Origin of the sequence: Streptomyces malaysiensis subsp. samsunensis (assembly GCF_024519315.1) — a bacterium.
In the GTDB taxonomy this organism is placed as follows: domain Bacteria; phylum Actinomycetota; class Actinomycetes; order Streptomycetales; family Streptomycetaceae; genus Streptomyces; species Streptomyces malaysiensis.
Map to the genome: position 1 here is coordinate 1 of NZ_JANIIC010000085.1, position 19,699 is coordinate 19,699.

Below are 19,699 nucleotides of genomic sequence, written 5' to 3' on the forward strand. Positions count from 1 at the left end.
TTGGCGAGTGCCGGTCTGTCGGCCTCGGATGTCGATGCGGTGGAGGCGCATGGCACGGGTACGACGCTGGGTGATCCGATCGAGGCGCAGGCGCTGCTGGCCACGTACGGGCAGGAACGCCCCGCCGAACAACCTCTGTTGCTCGGCTCGATCAAGTCCAACATCGGGCATACGCAGGCGGCGGCGGGTGTCGCTGGTGTGATCAAGATGGTGCAGGCGATGCGCCATGGATTGCTGCCCGCTTCCCTCCACATCGATGAGCCGAGCCCGCATGTGGATTGGGAGAGCGGTGCGGTGCGGCTGCTGACCGAGGCCGTGGAGTGGCCGGAGGGCGAGCGGCCGCGCCGTGCCGGTGTGTCCTCGTTCGGCGCCTCCGGCACCAACGCCCATGTGGTCCTCGAACAGGCTCCCTCTTCGCCTGCGGAAGATGCGCCGACGGTCGCCTCCGACGTGGGCACGGTTTCGTGGGTGCTCTCGGCGCGGAGCGCGGAGGCGCTGCGCGGCCAGGCGGCGGCATTGGCTGAACGGGTGGGTGACGCGTCCGAGCTTTCGCCGGTGGATGTGGGGTGGTCGTTGGTCAGCACGCGGTCGGTGTTCGAGCATCGGGCGGTGGCGTTGGGCGATGATCCGGCTGAGCTGTTGGCCGCCGTAGAGGCGTTGGCGGAGGGTGTGTCGCATCCGGGCGTGGTGCGGTCCGGTATGGCGGCGCCGACCGGGGACCCGGGTCCGGTGCTGGTCTTCCCCGGCCAGGGTTCGCAGTGGGCCGGTATGGGTGCCGAGCTGCTGGAAGTGTCGCCGGTGTTCGCGGCCCGGGTGGCGGAGTGCGCGCGGGCGCTTTCGCCCTATGTGGACTGGTCGCTCACGGATGTGCTTCGGGGCGCGGAGGGCGCGGCCGATCTGGGGCGGGTGGATGTGGTCCAGCCCGTCCTGTGGGCGGTGATGGTGTCGCTGGCGGCGGTGTGGGCCGGACACGGCGTACGTCCTGCGGCGGTGGTGGGCCATAGCCAGGGTGAGATCGCGGCGGCCGTTGTCGCGGGGGCCCTGTCCCTGGAGGACGGCGCCAAGGTCGTAGCGCTGCGGAGTAAGGCGTTGCGGCGGTTGGCCGGTGGCGGGGCGATGGCCTCCCTCGGCGTCGGCCAGGAACGGGCGAGCCAACTGCTCTGCGACCTGGGAGATCAGGCCGCTGGAGTAGGCGTCGCGGCTGTCAACGGGCCCTCCTCGACGGTGGTTTCGGGTCCGCCGGAGCAGGTGGCCGCTGTGGTGGCCGCATGCCAGGAGGTGGGGGAGCGGGCGCGGCCGATCGAGGTGGACTATGCCTCGCACGGGCCTCAAGTCGAAGAGATCCGCAATGAGTTGATGCAGGTGCTGGAGGGGATCCGCCCACTCGACACGTCTGGTTCGGGCACGGCGTTCTACTCGACCGTGACCGGTGGTCGTGCCGTCACCACGAACCTGGACACCGGCTACTGGGTGACCAACCTCCGTGAGCAGGTGCGGTTCACCGATGCCGTAGAGGCACTGCTGGTGGACGGCCACCGGGTGTTCATCGAGGCCAGCACCCATCCCGTGCTGACCCTCGGTTTGCAGGAGACCTTCGACGAGGCCGATATCCCGGCCGTCACCGTGCCCACCCTGCGGCGCGATCACGGTGGCCAGGCGCAGTTGCTCCACTCGCTCGCCCAGGCGTTCACCGCCGGGGTCGACGTCGACTGGACCACCCTGTATCCGAGCTCCCCGGCACCCCGCGTGGTCGCCCTACCCACCTACGCGTTCCAGCGTGAGCGCTACTGGCTCGACGGCCACGGCGGACGCGCCGGAGATCCGGCCGACCTCGGGCTGGTCTCCGCCGGACATCCGCTGTTGGGCGCCGCCATGGAGCTCGCCGATGGCCGTGGCCATGTGCTGACGGGCCGGATTTCGGCGCGTACGCATGCGTGGCTCGGTGAGCATGTGGTGGCGGACGCGGTGCTGGTCCCGGGGGCGGCGCTGGCCGAGTGGATGCTGCGGGCGGCCGACGAGGTCGGCTGTGGCGGTGTGGAGGAGCTGGCGCTTCAAGTGCCCTTGGCGCTGCCGGAGTCGGGCGGGCTGCGGGTGCAGGTCGTCGTGGGCGAGGCCGCCGAGGACGGGCGGCGCGATGTGCGGGTGTACTCCCGGCCCGCCGGTGAGGGAGTGCCCGCCACCGGATGGGTGTGCCATGCGGAGGGTGTGCTGAGCCCGCCCTCGGACCGTTCCGACGATGCGTCGGGACTGGGCGGGGCGTGGCCTCCCGCCGGTGCGGTATCGCTCGGCGTCGAGGGGTTCTACGACCGGGGCGCCGCCTCGGGGTATGCGTACGGGCCGTCGTTCCAGGGGCTGCGGGCCGTGTGGCGCGACGGGGCGGATGTGTACGCGGAGGTGGTTCTGCCCGAGGCCGCCGGGGAGCAGGCCGGATTCGGCATCCACCCGGCGCTGCTGGACGCCGCGCTGCACCCCGCACTCCTCATCGACCAACTCGATACGGATGGCACCGAGACCATCGGTACCGAACCCACCGATGGCCGGGTCTGGCTGCCCTTCGCCTGGAACGGCGTGACGTTGTGGGCGGCCGGGGCGACCACGGTCCGGGTGCGGCTCTCTCCCCATCAGGAGACCGCCGATGGCGAGCGCGCACTGCGGCTGACGGTGGCCGACGCCGTCGGCGCTCCGGTGCTGACCGTCGACTCCGTGGCGATGCGGCCGGCGAGCGTCGATCAGCTGCGGGCGGCGGTGGCTCCGGGCAGCCACGCCACCGACAGTCTGTTCACCGTCGAGTGGACACCCCTGCCGCTCGCGGCCGGGACCGGAGAGGCGGCGGCCGAGCCCGGGGGAGTGGCGGCCGAAGCCGGAGGAGTGGCGGCCGGGGTCGGAAAGGCGGCCCCCTGGGACGATGGCTGGGCGGTCCTGGGCGTCGGCGGCCACCCGGATCCGGCCGCGCTGGTCGCGGCCCTCGATGACGACGAGCCCGTACCGCCCGTCGTTCTCGCCGATATGACCGAGCCGACCAGGCCCATCGGTGAGGGCGCCGGGGAAGCGTCGGCCGAGGCGCTGTCGGCGACCGAGCGGGCGCTGGAGCTGGTGCGGGGCTGGCTCGCCGAACCGCGGTTGGCGGAGGCACGGTTGGTGCTGGTCACACGGGGCGCGGTCACGGTCGACGGCCCCGAGAGCACCACCCGGGTGGACCTGGCCGCGGCCGCCGTGTGGGGCCTCGTACGCAGCGCACAGTCGGAGAACCCCGGCCGGTTCGTCCTCCTCGACAGCGACATCGACAGCGACGACGACTTCGACAGCGACGACGACTTCGACGCAGACGCCGACGCCGACGCCGACCTCCACCCAAACGCCACCCTGCGCATCGCCGTGGCACGCGCCATGGAGACGGACGAGCCCCAGTTGGCCCTGCGTGCCGGGCGGGCGCTGGTGCCCCGCCTGGTCCATGCCGGTACCGGGGGCGCGGGGCTCGTGGGCCCCGTGGCGCAGCCGGACGCGTGGCGGCTGGACACGGCGGGCACGGCGACCCTGGAGAACGTCGTACCGGTGCCCTGCCCCGAGGTGCTGGAGCCCCTGGGCGCGGGCCAGGTGCGGATCGCCGTACGCGCCGCCGGTGTCAACTTCCGTGATGTGCTGGTCGGTTTGGGCATGGTGCCCGGACAGACCGGACTCGGCGGTGAGGGCGCCGGAGTGGTGGTGGACATCGGCCCCGAGGTGACCCATGTGTCCGTGGGCGACCGGGTCATGGGCGTCCTCGACCAGTCGTTCGGGCCACTGGCGGTCACCGACGCGCGACTGCTGGCACCGATCCCGGACGGCTGGAGTTTCCGGCGGGCGGCGGCCGTACCGGTGGCCTCTCTGACCGCCTGGTACGGACTGACGGACCTCGCCGGGCTCCGGCCCGGGGAGTCGGTGCTGATCCATGCGGCGACCGGTGGTGTGGGGACGGCCGCGGTGCGGATCGCGCGTCACCTGGGTGCGGAGGTCTATGCGACGGCGAGCCCTGGCAAGCATGGGGTGCTGGAGGCGATGGGTGTCGATGCGGCACACCGGGCTTCCTCGCGTGATCTGGCCTTTGAGGAGGCGATCCGGGAGGCCACCGGTGGCCGTGGTGTGGATGTGGTGCTCAACAGCCTCGCCGGGCCCTTCGTGGACGCTTCGCTGCGTCTCCTGAACGAGGGCGGTCGGCTGCTGGAGATGGGCAAGACCGATATCCGTGACCCGGAGCTGATCGCGGCCGAGCACCCCGGGGTGACCTACCGGGTCTACGACCTGATCAGCGACGCCGGTCCGGACCGTATCGGTGAAATGCTGTGCGAGCTGGGTGAGTTGTTCGCCTCCGGTGTACTGGAGCCGCCTTCGGTGCGGGCGTGGCCGTTGAGCCGGGCGCGTGAGGGGTTGCGGTATCTGAGCCAGGCCAAGCACACCGGGAAGCTGGTGCTGGACGTCCCCGCTCCGGTGGACCCCGAGGGCACCGTGCTCATCACCGGTGGCACCGGGACCCTCGGCGGACATGTCGCCGAGCACCTCGTCCGCCACTGGAACATCCGCCATCTGCTGCTGGTGAGCCGCGGCGGCATGGACGCGCCCGGGGCCGAGGAACTGGTGGCCCGCCTGGGTGAGCTGGGCGCCGAGGCGCGGATCGCCGCGGTGGACGTGACCGACGCCGCCGCGGTGAACGACCTCGTCGCGGGCGTCGATCCGGCGCACCCCCTCACCGGTGTCGTCCACGCGGCGGGTGTGCTGGACGACGCGATGGTCACCTCACAGACCCCGGAGCGACTGGCGCGGGTGTGGGGGCCCAAGGCCGTGGCCGCGGCCCATCTCCACGCCGCCACCGCGCATCTGCGGCTCGGCATGTTTGTGATGTTCTCCTCGGCGGCGGGGGTGATGGGCAGCCCGGGGCAGGCCAACTACGCCGCGGCCAACGCCTATTGTGACGCGCTGGCCATCCACCGCCAGGCCATGGGCCTCCCGGCGGTCTCGGTGGCCTGGGGGCTGTGGGCCGATGCCAGCGGGATGACCGGGCATTTGGACGAGGCGGACCTGGCCAGGATGTCCCGGTCCGGTATCGCCGCCATGTCCGGTGAGCGGGCGCTGGGGCTGATGGACGCGGCCTGCTGGCATGGTGACCCGCGGCCCGCTGCCGTCCAGCTCGACCTCCGGGCCCTGTCCGCTCAGCCCGCGGACACCCTGCCCGCCCTGCTGCGCACGCTCCTTGACAGCGGTACGACCACACGTCGTACCGCCGCCACCGGCGCGCCCGCCGCAGGTCTGGTGGCCCAGCTCGCGGCGGTGCCCGCGGAGGAACAGCACCGGGTCCTGCTCACGCTGGTGCGCACGCAGGCCGCGGCGGTGCTGGGCCACACCGACGCCGGGGCGGTGTCCGCCGACACCCCCTTCAAGGACCTGGGTTTCGACTCGTTGACCGGCGTCGAACTGCGCAACCGGCTCGCCGCCGCCACCGGGCTGCGGCTGCCGGCCACCGTCGTCTTCCGGCACCCCACCCCCTCGGCCATCGCCGCCGAACTGCGCGAGAAGCTGTGCCCCGCGCGGCCGGACACCCCGGCGCCCGGCTTCGGCGAGCTGGAGAAACTCGAAACGGCGGTGGCACGGCTCGCTCCCCACGACGAGGCCCGCGGCCGGCTGGCGAAGCGCCTGGAGGCGCTGCTGTGGCGGCTCGGCGACGACGCACCGGCCGAGGCCACCGGCGAGGACCACGCCACCGCGGACGGGGGCGTCCTCGACTCCGCGTCGGACGACGAGTTGTTCGAGTTCATCGACAGGGAATTGCCCTCTTGATCGCGAGTGAGGACTGATGTCGGGTACGGAAGAGAAACTCCGCCAGTATCTGAAGCGGGTCACGGTGGATCTCGGGCAGGCCCGTCAGCGGCTGCGCGAGATGGAGGAGCGCTCCCAGGAGCCAGTGGCCATCGTGAGCATGGCCTGCCGCTATCCGGGTGGTGTCGGCTGCCCCGAGGAGCTGTGGGAGCTGGTGGCGTCCGGTGGCGACGGCATCACCGCGTTCCCCACCGATCGCGGCTGGGATCTGGACGGCCTCTACCATCCGGACCCCGACCACTCCGGCACCAGCTACGTCCGGCACGGCGGATTCCTGGGCGGTACGGACCGCACGGACGGCACCGACCGTTTCGACGCGGAGTTCTTCGGGATCAGCCCGCGCGAGGCCCTGGCGATGGATCCACAGCAGCGGCTGCTGCTGGAGGTGTCCTGGGAGCTGTTCGAGCGCGCGGGTGTCGATCCGATGACGATGAAGGGCAGTCGGACCGGGGTGTACGCGGGCGTGTCCAGCCAGGACTATCTGTCCAGGATGCCCCGGGTCCCCGAGGGCTTCGAGGGCTATGCCACGACCGGCAGCCTCACCAGTGTGGTCTCCGGACGGGTGGCGTACACCTTCGGTCTGGAGGGCCCGGCGGTGACGGTGGACACGGCGTGTTCGTCGTCGCTGGTGGCGATGCATCTGGCGGCGCAGGCGCTGCGGCAGGGCGAATGCGATCTGGCGCTCGCGGGCGGAGTCACCGCGCTCACCACCCCGACCGCCTTCGCCGAGTTCTCCCGGCAGCGCGGGCTGGCCCCGGACGGCCGCTGCAAGTCCTTCGCGGCGGGCGCGGACGGCACGGGCTTCTCCGAGGGCGTCGGCCTGGTGCTGCTGGAGCGGCTCTCCGACGCGCGGCGCAACGGACATCGGGTGCTGGCCCTGATCCGGGGCTCGGCCATCAACCAGGACGGCGCCAGCAACGGACTGACCGCGCCCAACGACGTATCGCAGGAACGGGTGATCCGCCAGGCGCTGGCCGGCGCACGCCTCGCCCCCGACCAGGTCGACGCGGTGGAGGCCCATGGCACCGGAACTTCCCTCGGCGACCCCATCGAGGCACACGCCCTGCTGGCCACCTACGGACAGGACCGGCCCGGTGAACGGCCCCTGTGGCTGGGCTCGCTCAAGTCCAACATCGGCCATGCCCAGGCGGCCGCCGGTGTGGCCGGTGTGATCAAGATGGTGATGGCGCTCCGGCACGAGACGCTGCCGGTCACCCTGCACATCGATGAGCCGACCCCGCATGTGGAGTGGGAGGGCGGCGGGGTACGGCTGCTGACCGAGCCGGTGGCGTGGCCGACGGGCGAGCGCCCCCGCAGGGCCGGGGTGTCCTCCTTCGGGATCAGCGGCACCAACGCCCATCTGATCCTGGAACAGGCCCCCGAGCCCGGCCCCCCTGCCGTATCGGAGGAGTCCGAGCCGGAGCAGCCAGCCGCCGCCACGCCCGAGGAGTCGCGGACGGCGGTGGTGCCCTGGGTGCTGTCCGCCCGTGGCGCCCAGGCCCTGCGGGGGCAGGCGGCCGCGCTTGTCCGGTGGATGGCCGACGAGCCAGGGCCGTCGATCGCCGATGTGAGCTGGTCGCTGGCCACCACCCGGTCGGTGTTCGACCACCGGGCCGTGGCCGTGGGCGAGACCCGTGAGGAACTGGTGGCGGCCGTGGAGGCGCTGGCCACCGGCGGAACGCACCCGGGCCTGGTCCACCCCGGTGGTGCCGCGGTGGCCGGGGAGCTCGGCCCGGTGCTGGTGTTCCCCGGCCAGGGCTCACAGTGGCCGGGCATGGGCGCCGAACTGCTCAGCAACTCGGCCGTGTTCGCGGCTCGCGTGGCGGAGTGCGAACGGGCGCTGGCACCGTACGTCGACTGGTCCCTCACCGATGTGCTGGGAGGTGCCGACGGGGCGGCCGACCTGGGCCGGGTCGATGTGGTGCAGCCCGTCCTGTGGGCCGTGATGGTGTCGCTCGCCGCGGTGTGGGCAGGTCACGGCGTACGTCCCGCGGCGGTGATCGGGCACAGCCAGGGCGAGATCGCGGCGGCCGTGGTGGCCGGGGCCCTGTCGCTGGAGGACGGTGCCAAGGTCGTGGCGCTGCGCAGCAAGGCGCTGCGGCGGCTGGCCGGTGGCGGGGCGATGGCCTCCTTGGGGGTGAGCCGGGAGCGGGCCCGTAAGCTGCTGGCCGGGCTGGGTGACCGGACGGCGGCCGTCGGCGTGGCGGCCGTCAACGGCCCTTCGTCCACGGTGATTTCGGGGCCGCCCGAGCAGGTGGCGAACGCCGTGGCAGCGTGTCGGGAGGCAGGCGACCGGGCCCGGCCGATCGAGGTGGACTACGCCTCGCACAGCCCCCAGGTGGACGAGATCGCCGACGAGCTGGCGCAGGCTCTGGCGGGTGTCCGGCCGGTCGCGTCCACGGTGGCGTTCTACTCCACGGTCACCGCCGGCCGGATCGACACCACCGGGCTGGACACCGGTTACTGGGTGACCAACCTCCGTGAGCCGGTGCGGTTCGCCGACACCGTTCAGGCGCTGCTGGCCGACGGCCACCGCGTGTTCATCGAGAGCAGCACCCACCCCGTGCTGACCGTGGGAACGCAGGAGAGCTTCGAGGAAGCCGGGGTCGAGGCGGTCACCGTACCCACGCTCCGCCGCGACCACGGCGGCCAGGCGCGGCTGCTCCAGTCCCTCGCGCTGGCCTTCACGGCGGGTGTCGCGGTCGACTGGACCACGCTCCACCCCACCGGCCCGGCCGCCCCGCGCACCGTCGAACTGCCCACCTACGCCTTCCAGCGCGAGCGGTACTGGCTGGCCGACTTGGTGTCCTTCGACACCGCGTCCCCGGCGGACGAGGAGGAGTCCCGGTTCTGGGCCGCGGTGGAGGGCGAGGACCTGGGCGCGCTCTCCGAGACGCTGAGCCTCCCGGACGGCACCGGCCACCGGACCTCGCTGGGCACCGTGCTGCCCGCGCTCTCCACATGGCGCCGCGGCCGGCGTGAGCGCTCCGCCGTGGACTCCTGGCGCCACCGCGTCGAGTGGCGGCCCGTCACCGACACCGCCCCCACCGCCGCGGGCTCCTGGCTCGTGGTCCACCCGAAGAGTGCCTCCGACGGCTGGACGGACGCCTGCGTACGGGCGCTGGGCGCGGACGGCGGCCAGGTGCGTCTGCTGGAACTGGACGGGGACACCGACCGGGAGGGCCTCGCCGCGCTGCTGCGCTCCCGGTACGCCGAGGAGCCACCGACCGGCGTACTGTCGCTGCTGGCCCTGGACGAGGACACACCACCTCTCCCCGGTGTGGCCCCCGGCCTCACCGGCACGCTCATCCTGCTCCAGGCGCTGATGGACGCGGCCGTCCCCGCGCCACTGTGGTGCGCCACCCGCGGCGCGGTCTCCATCGACGACTCCGACCCCCTGGACGCTCCCCACCAGGCCCAGCTGTGGGGGCTCGGCAGAGTGGCCGCCCTGGAACACCCCGACCGTTGGGGTGGGTTGGTGGACCTGCCCGCAGGTCCGGACAGCCTGGACGCCCGTCGGCTGTGTGCCCTGCTCACCGGGGCCTGTGGCGAGGACGAGGCCGCGCTGCGCCCGGCGGGAGTGTACGGACGTCGGCTGATTCCCGACCCGATCGGCGGCCGCGCCCCGCGGCGCACCTGGAAACCCCGGGGCACCGTGCTCATCACCGGAGCCGCCGACGGACCCGCCGCCCATGTCGCCCGCCGCCTTGCCGCCGACGGCGCGAAACACATCGTGATGCTGGGCCCCGGAGACGGCGACGCACCCGCCGCCGTGGAGCTGAAGGCCGAACTCGACGCGCTCGGCACCGGACTCACCGTGGCGGACCACGCGCCCGCCGACCGGGAAGCCACCGCACACCTCCTCGAGCGGGTGGCGCAGGCGAGCGGACGGATCGGGACGATCGTCCACACCTCGGCCTCCGGTGAGCTGGCCCCGCTGATGGAACTCACCCCGCGGCGGCTGGCCGAGGAGATCCGCACCCATCTGGACGACACCGGGCGGCCATTGGATGAACTGTGCGACATGGGTCCCGAGGACACCGTGGTCTACTTCTCCACCGTCGCCGCGTCCTGGGGCAGCAAGGACCACGGCTCCTACGCGGCCGCCACCGCCTGCCTCGACGCACTGGCGCGGCGCGACCGGGCCGAGGGCCGGCCCACCATCTCGATCGCGTGGGGCCTGTGGGACCTGCCCTACGGCGGAGACACAACGGACGCGACGCACGGTGGTGACACTCCAGACGCGCCGTACGGTGGTGACACCCCGGACACCCCGGACACCGCAGAAACCCCGTCGGCCCCGCACACCGAGCGGTCCCGGCGGCAGGGCCTGTCCCCGCTGGACCCACGGCTGGCGCTCACCGCACTGCGCCAGGTGCTCGACCACGACGATCCGAGCGTCACGATCGCCGATGTGCGATGGGAGCGCTTCGCGCCGCTGTTCACCCTCGCCCGTCCCAGCAGGCTCTTCGACGGTGTCCCGGCCGCCCGCCAGGCCAGCGAGACCGCGCGGGGCCCCCTGGAGGACACCGGCGGCGACGAGGCGTCGGCGCTACGGCGGGAGCTGGGCGCCTTGCCGGAGGACGAGCGGGTCGAGCGGCTGCTGGCGCTGGTACGGGCCCATGTGGCCGCCGTACTGCGCTATCCCGCGCCGGAGTCGGTCGAGCCGGACCGCCCGTTCAAGGAGCTGGGGTTCGACTCCATCGCGGCCGTCGAACTCAGAAACCGGCTGCGCGCCGCCACGGGGCTGAGCCTCCCGACCACGGTGGTCTTCGACTATCCGACACCTCGGACGCTGGCGGGCCATCTGCTGACCGAGGTGGGCCCGGGGGAGGCCGGGGCGGCAGCACATCCGGTGTCCGACCACCTCGACGAGCTCGAGGCCGCACTCGCCGGGCTGTCGGCCGGCGACCCGCGGCGGGCCGGTCTGGTGAACCGGTTGCAGGCCCTGGTGTGGAAGTACGCCGCCACCGCGCGGGAGTCCGATGAGCCGGAGGCGGATGAGCAGGATCTGACGGCGGCCACCGCCGATGAGGTGTTCGCCCTCATCGACCGCGAACTCGGCGTCTGACCGGTGGTCGCGGGCCCACCGCCCGCGACCACCGCGCACGGCGATTCCCCCGTACCGAGACCGTACGGGGGAATCGCCGTGCGCGGTCAGCGAGCGCTGTGGGCGGGCCGGACGCCGTGGGCCAGGTCGAGCAGATCGTCCGCCACCCGCCGTGGGTGCTGGGCGTGCAGATCGTGCTCGGAGTCGAGATACTCACGCATCGTCGCGTGGCGCAGGTCGGCCGTGGTCTCCCTGATGCGGGAGCGGATGCGGTCCGCCCACTTCTCGTCCGCGCCCTTGGGAATGGCGGGCATCAGCAGGGTGGGCACGTCGACGGCCGCGTACCACGGCCTCGGCGGCTCGTTCCAGATGCTGTGCAGGATCGACATGTGCTGTTCGGTGGACATGCGCCGGGACAGCGAACCGTCCGGGTTGACCACCATCGTGGCCACCGCGGCCTCGATCGCCGCCGGGGACCAGTCCGGATGGATGGCCCGGAAATAGTCGCTCACGCTCTGCTCGGTGGCGCCCTCCAGGGACGCCGGCCGCAACGCCCCGACGAACGCGTCCCAGGAGGAGAACGCCTTGGCCGGCTCCAGCCAGCCGCCGTCCACGAGGGCCAGCGCGGCCACCAGTTCGGGGTGCTCGGCGGTCAGCCGCACCGAGACATTGCCGCCCCAGGAGTGACCGGCCACCACCACCCGGTCAAGACCGAGGGCGGCGGCCGCCGCCACCAGATCCGCGACCGCGGTCAGGGTGTCGTATCCGGTCTCCGGGGTGTCGGAGTCCCCGTGGCCGCGCAGATCCGCCGCGTACACCGCATGGCCCGCGGCGGCCAGATGGTCGGCGACCTCGTCCCACAGCCGGGCGCTCGACGCCATGCCATGGACCAGGAGAAAGGGAAGCGACGCCGTTCCCGGCCGGTGCCGGAAATGCAATTTCACATCGTCGGTGACGGGCACGGAAAGATCCATGGCGGAATTCTAGCCGGGCCGCCCCATCGGATTCGACCGCTGGGGATGTGATGTATGCGCGGATTAGCGGCGCTTAAGCGGGCCGCGAGATGCTGGACCGCCGGGCGATTCATACTCTCATGCCGACCCATCTCTTTTGCCGACCGTAGACCCCGAGTTGAAGTGAGGCGCCGTGTATCCCCCGGAATCCAGGTTCGCCCATGTCGAGAACATCGACCTCACCGACTTGTCCTTCTGGGCACAGCCCTACGGAGATCGTGACGCCGCTTTCGCCGCGCTGCGCCGACGGCCTGAGCCCGTGCTCTTCCACGAGCCGGTCATGCCCGGGTTCGGGCAGGGGGCCGGCTATTACGCGATGGTCAGACACGCCGATATCGCCGAGGTGAGCAGGCGTCCGCAGGACTTCGGCTCCCTGCCCACCGCGATCAGCATCATCGATCTGCCGGAGGAGTTCAACAGCTTCTTCGGGTCGATGATCAATATGGACAATCCCCAGCACGCCCGGCTGCGCCGGCTGGTGTCCCGCGCGTTCGGCCGGGGAATGGCCGCCGAGTTCGAGGCGGCCTCCCACAAGGCGGCCCGGAAGATTGTCGACGACCTCATCGCGAAAGGGCCCGGTGACTTCGTCCGGGAGGTCGCCGCCATCATGCCGATCGCGGTGCTCAGCGGCATGATGGGAATTCCTGACGACGACTATGAGTTCATTTACGACCGGTCCAATATCATCGTCGGCACCTTCGACCCCGAATATGTTCCGCGGGCCGATCAGGCCGCCGCCGCCCTGCTGAAGACCTCACATGAGCTCGCCGACTACATCGCAGGGCTCGCCGCCGACCGCACCCGTAACCCCACCGGGGATCTGATCACCCGGCTGGTGCAGGCGCAGATCGACGGCGAGCGGCTCAGCCCCGAAGAGCTCTCGTCCTTCTTCATCCTGCTCGTCGTCGCCGGAATGGAGACGACCCGCAACGCCATCTCGCGCGGTCTGGTGCTGCTCACCGAGCATCCGGAGCAACGGAAGCTGCTGCTCTCCGACTTCGAGGCATACGCACCGGGCGCGGTCGAGGAGATCCTCCGGGTCGCGACCCCCATCAACTGGATGCGCCGGACCGTCAAGCGGGACTGCGAGGTGAACGGCCACCGCTTCCGGGAGGGCGAGAAACTGCTGCTCTTCTACTGGTCCGCCAACCGGGACGAGAACGTCTTCACCGACCCCTATCAGTTCGACATCACCCGGGACCCCAATCCGCATATGACCTTCGGATCGGTCGGCCCGCACTTCTGCCTGGGCGCCCATCTCGCCCGGATGGAGGTCACGGTGCTCTTCCGCGAGCTGTTCAGCCGGCTGCCCGAGATCCGCACGGTGGGGGAGCCCCGGCGGCTGGTGGCCAGCTTCGTCGAGGCCATCAAGCATGTGGAGTGCGCGTTCTGACGCACGAACCGATCACTGGCACCGAAAACGCCGCGCGGGAGGGGTGCTCCCCTCCCGCGCGGCGTTGTGCCTTACGGACCGTGCTACGCCGTGGCGCCGTCACCGGAGTTGACCGCGTCGTACGCCTCGGCGAGGTAGTGGCCGAGCTGGGCGGGGGTGGGGTACTCCAGGATGGCGACGAGCGGGATCTCCACGTCGGTGAGCGTCATCAGATTGCGGGTGAGCTCGAGGGCCGTCAGCGAAGTGAGCCCGTTCTCCAGGAAGTTGCTGTCGTCCTCCACCACGGTGGGCGCCAGGATGTCGGCGAGCTGCGTCCGTACGGTCTCCCGCATGATGTCCTCGCGCTCCTCGGCGGTGGCGATGGCGAGCGCCTGGTGCAGCGCCGCTCCGTCGAGTGCGGTCTCGCTCTTCTCCGTCTGCATCGCGGATCCGTCTCCTTGAGGGTTGGCGGCGTCGCCAGGGGTGTGGTTGTTGACTGCGGCGTGTGCGTTCATGGGTACTCCCGCCTGGTTGGGGCCGGTCGGCTTCGGTCACCGACCGCGGTGCGTATGCGGCGTGGCCGTGGGGCCGGAAAGGTCCTCGAAGAGCCGATGTGTTCCCAGCTCGGAGGCGTGTGCGGCCATCCAGGTCCAGTCGATGTCCGCGATCACCACGGACGCCGTGTCCGCCATGACGGCCTGCCGCAGCAGGGCGGCGGCCGGGCGCTGGGGCAGCGCGGGCATCCCGTTGGTCCGGAGCTGCTTGGCGGCGCCGACGGCCGTGTCGGGGTCGTCGATCGAGCCCCAGCACACCGAGGTCGCCGGAACGCCCCGGGCCCGGCACTCCTGGGCGAGCGCGCTCAGATAGGCGTGGGCCGGCGCCTGGTTGCCCAGTCCCGGGCTGGGCACGACGCCCACGACCGAGCACCCGAGCACCAGGGCCGACAGCTCGTGGTCGCTCCCCAGCGCACACAGGTTCACCGCGCCCGCCACCGTCGCCGCCCATTCGCGCTCGATGCGCGCCATCTCCAGCTGCCCCGCCTCGGCCGCAAGGGGCGCCGTGAGGTGCAGGACGGCCGTCAGCGGGAACTCCGCGGGAATGCCCGCGACGGCCGCGGCAAGCGCCTCCGCGTCCGCCACATCGACGGTGGCCACGGACACCCGTACGCCCGAGGCGCTCAGCTCGGCCACCAGGTCGGCGGCCGGTGGCACGGTGTCGATGAGCAGAAGGTGTTCGGCGCCGTCCCCGGCCGCCCAGCGGGCGGTGTGCGCGGCCAGCGCGGTGGCGGCGCCCGTGATGAGGACCGTTCCCCGGAGCCGCCGGGCGGGGGCGGTGGGGGCCATGGGAACATCGCGTACCAGACGCCGGGCGGAGCAGCCGTGGCCGCGCACGGCCACCTCCACCTCGCCGTACGCACCGGTCAGGACCGCCGCGAGCCGCCGCCCCGCGCGGTCGTCCAACCGCTCCGGCAGGTCGACCAGCCCGCCCCACCGGTGCGGCTGCTCCATCGCCAGCGCACCGCCCAGACCCCAGAACCGGGCCTGCTCCGGACGGGACATCGGATCGCCCAGATCGACGGTGACGCCACCGCGGGTGGCCGGCCACACCGGGGCCTCGACCCCGGCCCGCCGCAGCGTCTCGAATAACTCGACGGTCGGGGCGAGCGCCGGGCCCCGTCCGTCGTCGTCCGGTGTCCCGCCGCCGTCCAGCGCCAGCAGCGAGAGCACCCCCGCGACCGGCCGCCCGGCGACGGCCTCGGATATCCGCCGGGCCCGCGCCTCGCCGTCCGGCACTGTGGTGTCCAGGGGGCACACGACGGTCTCGGCGCCATGGCCGCGCAGCGCCGTCGTCACGGCGGTCACCGTGGTGTCATCCCCGCCCTCGCCGGACGTCACCACCAGCCAGGTGCCGGTCAGTCGTGGCGCCGGGGGGTCGGGGAGGGGCTTCCATACGATGCGGTACCGCCACTCCCGCTGCCGCCGCCAGGTGGCCAGGGCGGGCAGGAGTTCCGCGAGCGCCTCCCGCCGTTCGGCGGGAACTTCGAGCGCCCGGGTCAGAGCCGCCGTGTCCGTACCCGCCACGGCATCCCAGAACTCGGCGTCCGCCCAGGTCTCCACCGTGGGCACGGCATCCGCCGGAGCCTCGTTCTCCAGCCAGTAGCGCTGTCGCTGAAAGGCGTAGGTGGGCAGTGCGACGGTACGGGGAGCCGGATCGCCGTCGAACAGGGCCGCCCAGTCCACGGTGGCGCCCATGGTGTGCATACGGGCCAGGCCACGCAGCAACTCGCGCACCTCGGACCCCTCGCCCCGGAAGGGCGAGAGCACCAGGGCCGCAGGAGGGGAAAGCAGCATCGCCTGGGGCCCCAACTCCCACACCGCACCGGCCTCGTCGAGCGAGGGCAGGGCAGGGCGTTCGTACTCCACCGTGTCCGGGTCGGTGTCGGCGGCGACCAGCCGGCAGGCGTGTGCGAGGTCGAGAGCACCGGCGATATGCGCCGCCGCGATCTCACCGACCCCACGGCCCACCGCCGCGTCGGGACGCACTCCCACCGAGGCCAGCAGCCGGGCGAGCGCGATATAGAGGGCGAACAGCCCCGCCCGGGAGGACGCGTCGGGCTCGCCCTTCATCCCGAGCAGTTCACCGACCTCGTCCATGGCCGTGGCGAAGACCGGGAACCGGTCGTACAGTTCGGCGCCCGTCCCCGGCGGATGACCGCCCTCGCCACCGAAGACGAACACCGCCCCGCCCGCGGGGGCCGCCGCCGCGCTGGTACGGGACACCTCGGGCCCCACCACCGCGGGATGCGGTTCACCGGCCGCCAGTGCCGCCAGCCCCGCCCTCAGCTCGTCCGGCCCCCGGCCGACCACGACGGCCCGGTGGTCGAAAGCCGACCGTGTGGTCACCAGCGACCAACCCACATCGGCGGGGGAGAGCCCCGGACCGGCCGCCGCCGTATGCGCGGCCAGCGCACGGGCCTGGCCGCGCAGCGCCGCCGCGCTCCGCGCGGACAGCACCCACGGCACCACGCCCGGGTCGCGGGCGCCGCTGTCGTCGGCGCCGTCCGGCACTTCGGTGAACTCCTCCAGAATCACATGGGCGTTGGTGCCGCTGGCGCTGAACGAGGAGACACCGGCACGCCGTGGCCGGTCCACCCGCGGCCAGTCCATCCGCTCGGTCAGCAGCCGCACCGCGCCCTTGCGCCAGCGCACCAGCCGGGTCGGCCGGTCGATATGGAGCGAACGCGGCAGCACACCCCGGCGCATCGCCATCACCATCTTGATCACACCGGCCATTCCTGCGGCGGCCTGTGTGTGACCGATGTTCGACTTGATCGACCCCAGCAGCAGCGGCCGGTCCTCGGGACGGTCCTGGCCGTACGTGGCGAGCAGCGCCTGGAGCTCGATGGAGTCGCCGAACGCGGTACCGGTGCCATGCGCCTCCACCGCGTCCACGTCCCCCGTGGACAGCCGGGCGTTCGCCAGGGCGTCACGGACCAGCTGTTGCTGGGCGGGGCCGTTCGGCGCGGCCATGCCCGTACTGGCACCGTCCTGGTTGATCGCCGAGCCACGGATCACGGCCGATACGGGGTGGCCGTTGCGCCGCGCGTCGGAGAGCCGCTCCAGCAGCACCAGCCCGGCGCCCTCGCCGTACACCATGCCGTCGGCGGCGTCCGCGAACGACCGGCACCGCACATCGGGGGACAACTGACGCTGGCTGGAGGCCACTTGGAACACGCTCGCGGTGTACATGATGGCGGCGCCACCGGCCAGCGCCAGCGTGCACTCGCCCCGCCGCAGCGCCCCGGCCGCCAGATGCATCGCCACCAGCGACGACGAACACGCGGTGTCCAAGGAGACCGCCGCGCCCTGGAGACCCAGGGTGAACGCCACCCGGCCCGAGGACACACTGCCCGCGTTGCCGTTGCCCACATGGCCCAGCAGGCCCTCGGGGATCTCGTCCAGACGCGAGGCGTAGTCGTGGTACATCACCCCCGTGTAGACACCGGTCCGGCTGCCCCGCAGGGTGTGCGGATCGATGCCCGCGCTCTCCGCCGCCTCCCATGCCAGCTCCAGCAGCATCCGCTGCTGCGGTTCGACGGCCGCCGCCTCCCGGGCGCCGATGCCGAAGAACTCCGCGTCGAAGTCGGCCGCGTCATGGATGAAGCCGCCGGCCCGTACGTACGAGGTGCCATGGTGGTCCGGATCGGGGTGGTAGAGGTTCTCCAGGTCCCAGCCCCGGTCGGTGGGGAAGCTGGAGACGGCGTCCCGCTCGTCGGCCACCAGGTCCCACAGCTGTGCCGGGGTGCGCACACCGCCCGGGAAGCGGCAGGCCATGCCGACGATGGCGATGGGCTCCGCCAGGTCCGCCTGGAGCTCGCGCAGCCGCTGCCGGGTCTCGGAGAGCTCGGCCGTGGTCCACTTCAGATAGTCGACGAGCTTTTCCTCGTTGCTCATGAGCCGCCCGCACTCACCGCGCTGCGCGGACTCAGGTTCACCAGCGCGAGCTCATCGGCGGTCAGCGGTGGCTCGGTGAGCTCCGGAAGGACCCGGTCCTTGTGCATCAGCGACAGAAAGCCGCTGGACGCCAGATCGGACTGCGGCGCGGTCAGGCTGATGACATCGGTCACCACATCACACACCGCCGAGGAGCGGATCGACCGGTCGGCGATCAGATCGGAGAACCGCTGCCGTGCCACGGCCCCGCCGGTCAGCCGCGGATCCGTCGTGTTCATCCGGCAGTTGACATACTCCACGTCCTTGGACGCGGCCATGATCCACGGGTCGTCCACGGTGGCGCTGATCGCCTGCTGGGCCCGGCGGGTCGTCCCCTCGGCGGTTCCGGACCGCTGGAGCTCGGTGTCCAGCGCGGCGGCCGCGCGAGCCGCGGAGCTCATGCCATGGCCGTAGATCGGGTTGAACGCGGCCAGCGCGTCCCCGAGCACCAGCAGCCCCTCCGGCCAGATGTCCAGCCGCTCCGGATACAGCCGCCGGTTGGCGCCGACCCGCGAGACGGCCACCGAGGTGAGCGGCTTCGCGAGCGCGATCAGATCGGCGACCAGCGGATGGCGCAGCGTCCGGGCGTAGGGCAGGAACTCGTCGTCGTGGGTGGGCAGCCCGGCGCCCCGGGTGCACGACAGGGTCACCATCCAGGTGCCGTCCTCCTGCGGATACACCACCCCGAACCGGCCCGGCTCGCGCAGCCGGTGGTCGGCGGCCACGTTGACGGCGGGGAATCCGGCGGCGGCGCCCGGCGGCCCCTGGTACACGCGGGTGGCGTACGCGATGCCCGCGTCGACGATGTCCTCCTCCAGCGGCGGCACATCCAGCGCCGACAGCCAGTGCCTGAGCCGGGAACCGCGCCCCGAGGCGTCGATCACCAGATCGGCCGCCAGCGTTTCCGCCGCACCGCTGTCCATGTCGCGGACCCGGACCCCGGTGACCCGTTTGGCGTCGCCGGCCAGATCGAGGATCTCGGCGCGCTGGCGCAGGGTGATCCGCCCGGTGGCCAGAACGCGGTCACGGACCTTCCAGTCCAGGAACGGGCGGGTGCACATCAGCGCGTACTGCCGCGGTGGAAAGCGGTGCTGCCAGCCGTGGGACGTCAAGGTCACCAGGTCCTGGTGGAAACCGATCCGGCGGGCGCCCGTGTCGAGCAACTGGTCGATCATGCCCGGCAGCAGCGTGTCCACGATGCGCGCACCGCTGGACCACAGCACATGCACATGGCGCCCCTGCGGCGATCCCTTGCGGTGCCGGGGGCCGTCCGGCAGCACATCGCGCTCCACGACGGTGACGCGCTCCAGATGGCGGGCCAGCACATGGGCAGCCAGCATTCCCGCCCAGCCTCCGCCCAGAACGACTCCGTGTTTGGGTTCGGTCATGGTTCTGCTCTCGTCCCTTCACCGCTTACGGCCTTTTACATCGGACTGGGGCTGCCCTTGGCCTGGACCATCTTGGCGAGGTTCTGGGTGACCGCCATGAAATGCGCGACACCGGTGAGTTCGGGGCCGTCGCCCACTTTCGTATCCGTGATGCCCCAGAACGCCTGGGCGTGATGGACCAGACCGTCATCACCGAGTTCGATCACGCCGATGATGCTGAAGGTGAGTTTGGCCGGTGCGTACACCGTGACCGTGGTCGGCACCGCCACCCTGCGGCCGTCCATCGAGGTGACCGGACGGCCCGGGGTCTCATGCACCTGGCATTCGATGGACCAGGCGATATGTTCGCGAAGGGCGTCCTTTCCGATGAGCGGGGGCGCGCCGACCGGGTCCTCGAAGACGATGTCGTCCGAGAAGAGCTCCAATACGGCCTCGACATCGCCCGTGTTCATGCGCCGCGCGTATTCCAGAGCCATCCTCTTGAGGGTTGCCTCATCGGCCATGAATGCCTCCTGTGCGGTGCCGGGGAAGTGGGG

Annotated in this window: 8 protein-coding genes; 3 read left to right on the top strand and 5 right to left on the bottom strand. The window is 72.0% G+C overall.

Going from position 1 to position 19,699, the window contains the following annotated elements:
- The coding region (locus NQU54_RS42995; RefSeq protein ID WP_257635745.1) for an SDR family NAD(P)-dependent oxidoreductase at positions 1–5,808 on the top strand (5,808 nt) is incomplete at its 5' end.
- Positions 5,809–5,824: 16 nt separating this feature from the next.
- Positions 5,825–10,918 (top strand): type I polyketide synthase, encoded by a 5,094-nt coding sequence (locus tag NQU54_RS49570; RefSeq protein WP_306279670.1) that lies wholly within the window; start codon positions 5,825–5,827, stop codon positions 10,916–10,918.
- A gap of 86 nt (positions 10,919–11,004) precedes the next feature.
- Here NQU54_RS49570 and NQU54_RS43015 read toward each other — a convergent pair whose 3' ends face one another.
- Complete coding sequence (locus tag NQU54_RS43015; RefSeq protein ID WP_257635746.1) at positions 11,005–11,871, bottom strand: alpha/beta fold hydrolase; 867 nt, start codon at positions 11,869–11,871, stop codon at positions 11,005–11,007.
- Positions 11,872–12,043: 172 nt separating this feature from the next.
- Between NQU54_RS43015 and NQU54_RS43020 the strand changes: the two genes are divergently transcribed.
- Positions 12,044–13,303: a cytochrome P450 gene (locus NQU54_RS43020; protein WP_257635747.1), complete on the top strand. Its 1,260-nt coding sequence runs from the start codon at positions 12,044–12,046 to the stop codon at positions 13,301–13,303.
- Between the two features lie 83 nt (positions 13,304–13,386).
- Here the strand turns inward: NQU54_RS43020 and NQU54_RS43025 are convergent, their stop codons facing one another.
- The 4 genes from NQU54_RS43025 to NQU54_RS43040 are packed head-to-tail and all read right to left on the bottom strand — an operon-like array spanning position 13,387 to position 19,666.
- A complete protein-coding gene (locus NQU54_RS43025) occupies positions 13,387–13,797 on the bottom strand; it encodes an acyl carrier protein (protein ID WP_257635748.1) in 411 nt (136 codons plus the stop codon).
- A 36-nt stretch (positions 13,798–13,833) separates the two neighbouring features.
- Positions 13,834–17,736 carry a type I polyketide synthase gene (locus NQU54_RS43030; protein ID WP_257635749.1) on the bottom strand — a complete coding sequence of 1,301 codons (3,903 nt, stop codon included), beginning with the start codon at positions 17,734–17,736 and terminating at the stop codon, positions 13,834–13,836.
- Positions 17,733–19,163, bottom strand: a complete 1,431-nt coding sequence (locus NQU54_RS43035) for an NAD(P)/FAD-dependent oxidoreductase (protein ID WP_257635750.1) — start codon at positions 19,161–19,163, stop codon at positions 17,733–17,735. Before NQU54_RS43035 ends, NQU54_RS43030 begins: the two co-directional genes overlap by 4 nt.
- A 35-nt stretch (positions 19,164–19,198) precedes the next feature.
- Positions 19,199–19,666, bottom strand: a complete 468-nt coding sequence (locus NQU54_RS43040) for a nuclear transport factor 2 family protein (protein WP_069860573.1) — start codon at positions 19,664–19,666, stop codon at positions 19,199–19,201.
- Between the last annotated feature and the right edge of the window lie 33 nt (positions 19,667–19,699).

Bases quoted from the DNA above. Each gene is read 5' to 3' on its own strand.
- NQU54_RS43025 (WP_257635748.1), bottom strand. From the start codon at position 13,797: ATGAACGCACACGCCGCAGTCAACAACCACACCCCTGGCGACGCCGCC.
- NQU54_RS43015 (WP_257635746.1), bottom strand. From the start codon at position 11,871: ATGGATCTTTCCGTGCCCGTCACCGACGATGTGAAATTGCATTTCCGG.
- NQU54_RS43030 (WP_257635749.1), bottom strand. From the start codon at position 17,736: ATGAGCAACGAGGAAAAGCTCGTCGACTATCTGAAGTGGACCACGGCC.
- NQU54_RS49570 (WP_306279670.1), top strand. From the start codon at position 5,825: ATGTCGGGTACGGAAGAGAAACTCCGCCAGTATCTGAAGCGGGTCACG.
- NQU54_RS43040 (WP_069860573.1), bottom strand. From the start codon at position 19,666: ATGGCCGATGAGGCAACCCTCAAGAGGATGGCTCTGGAATACGCGCGG.
- NQU54_RS43035 (WP_257635750.1), bottom strand. From the start codon at position 19,163: ATGACCGAACCCAAACACGGAGTCGTTCTGGGCGGAGGCTGGGCGGGA.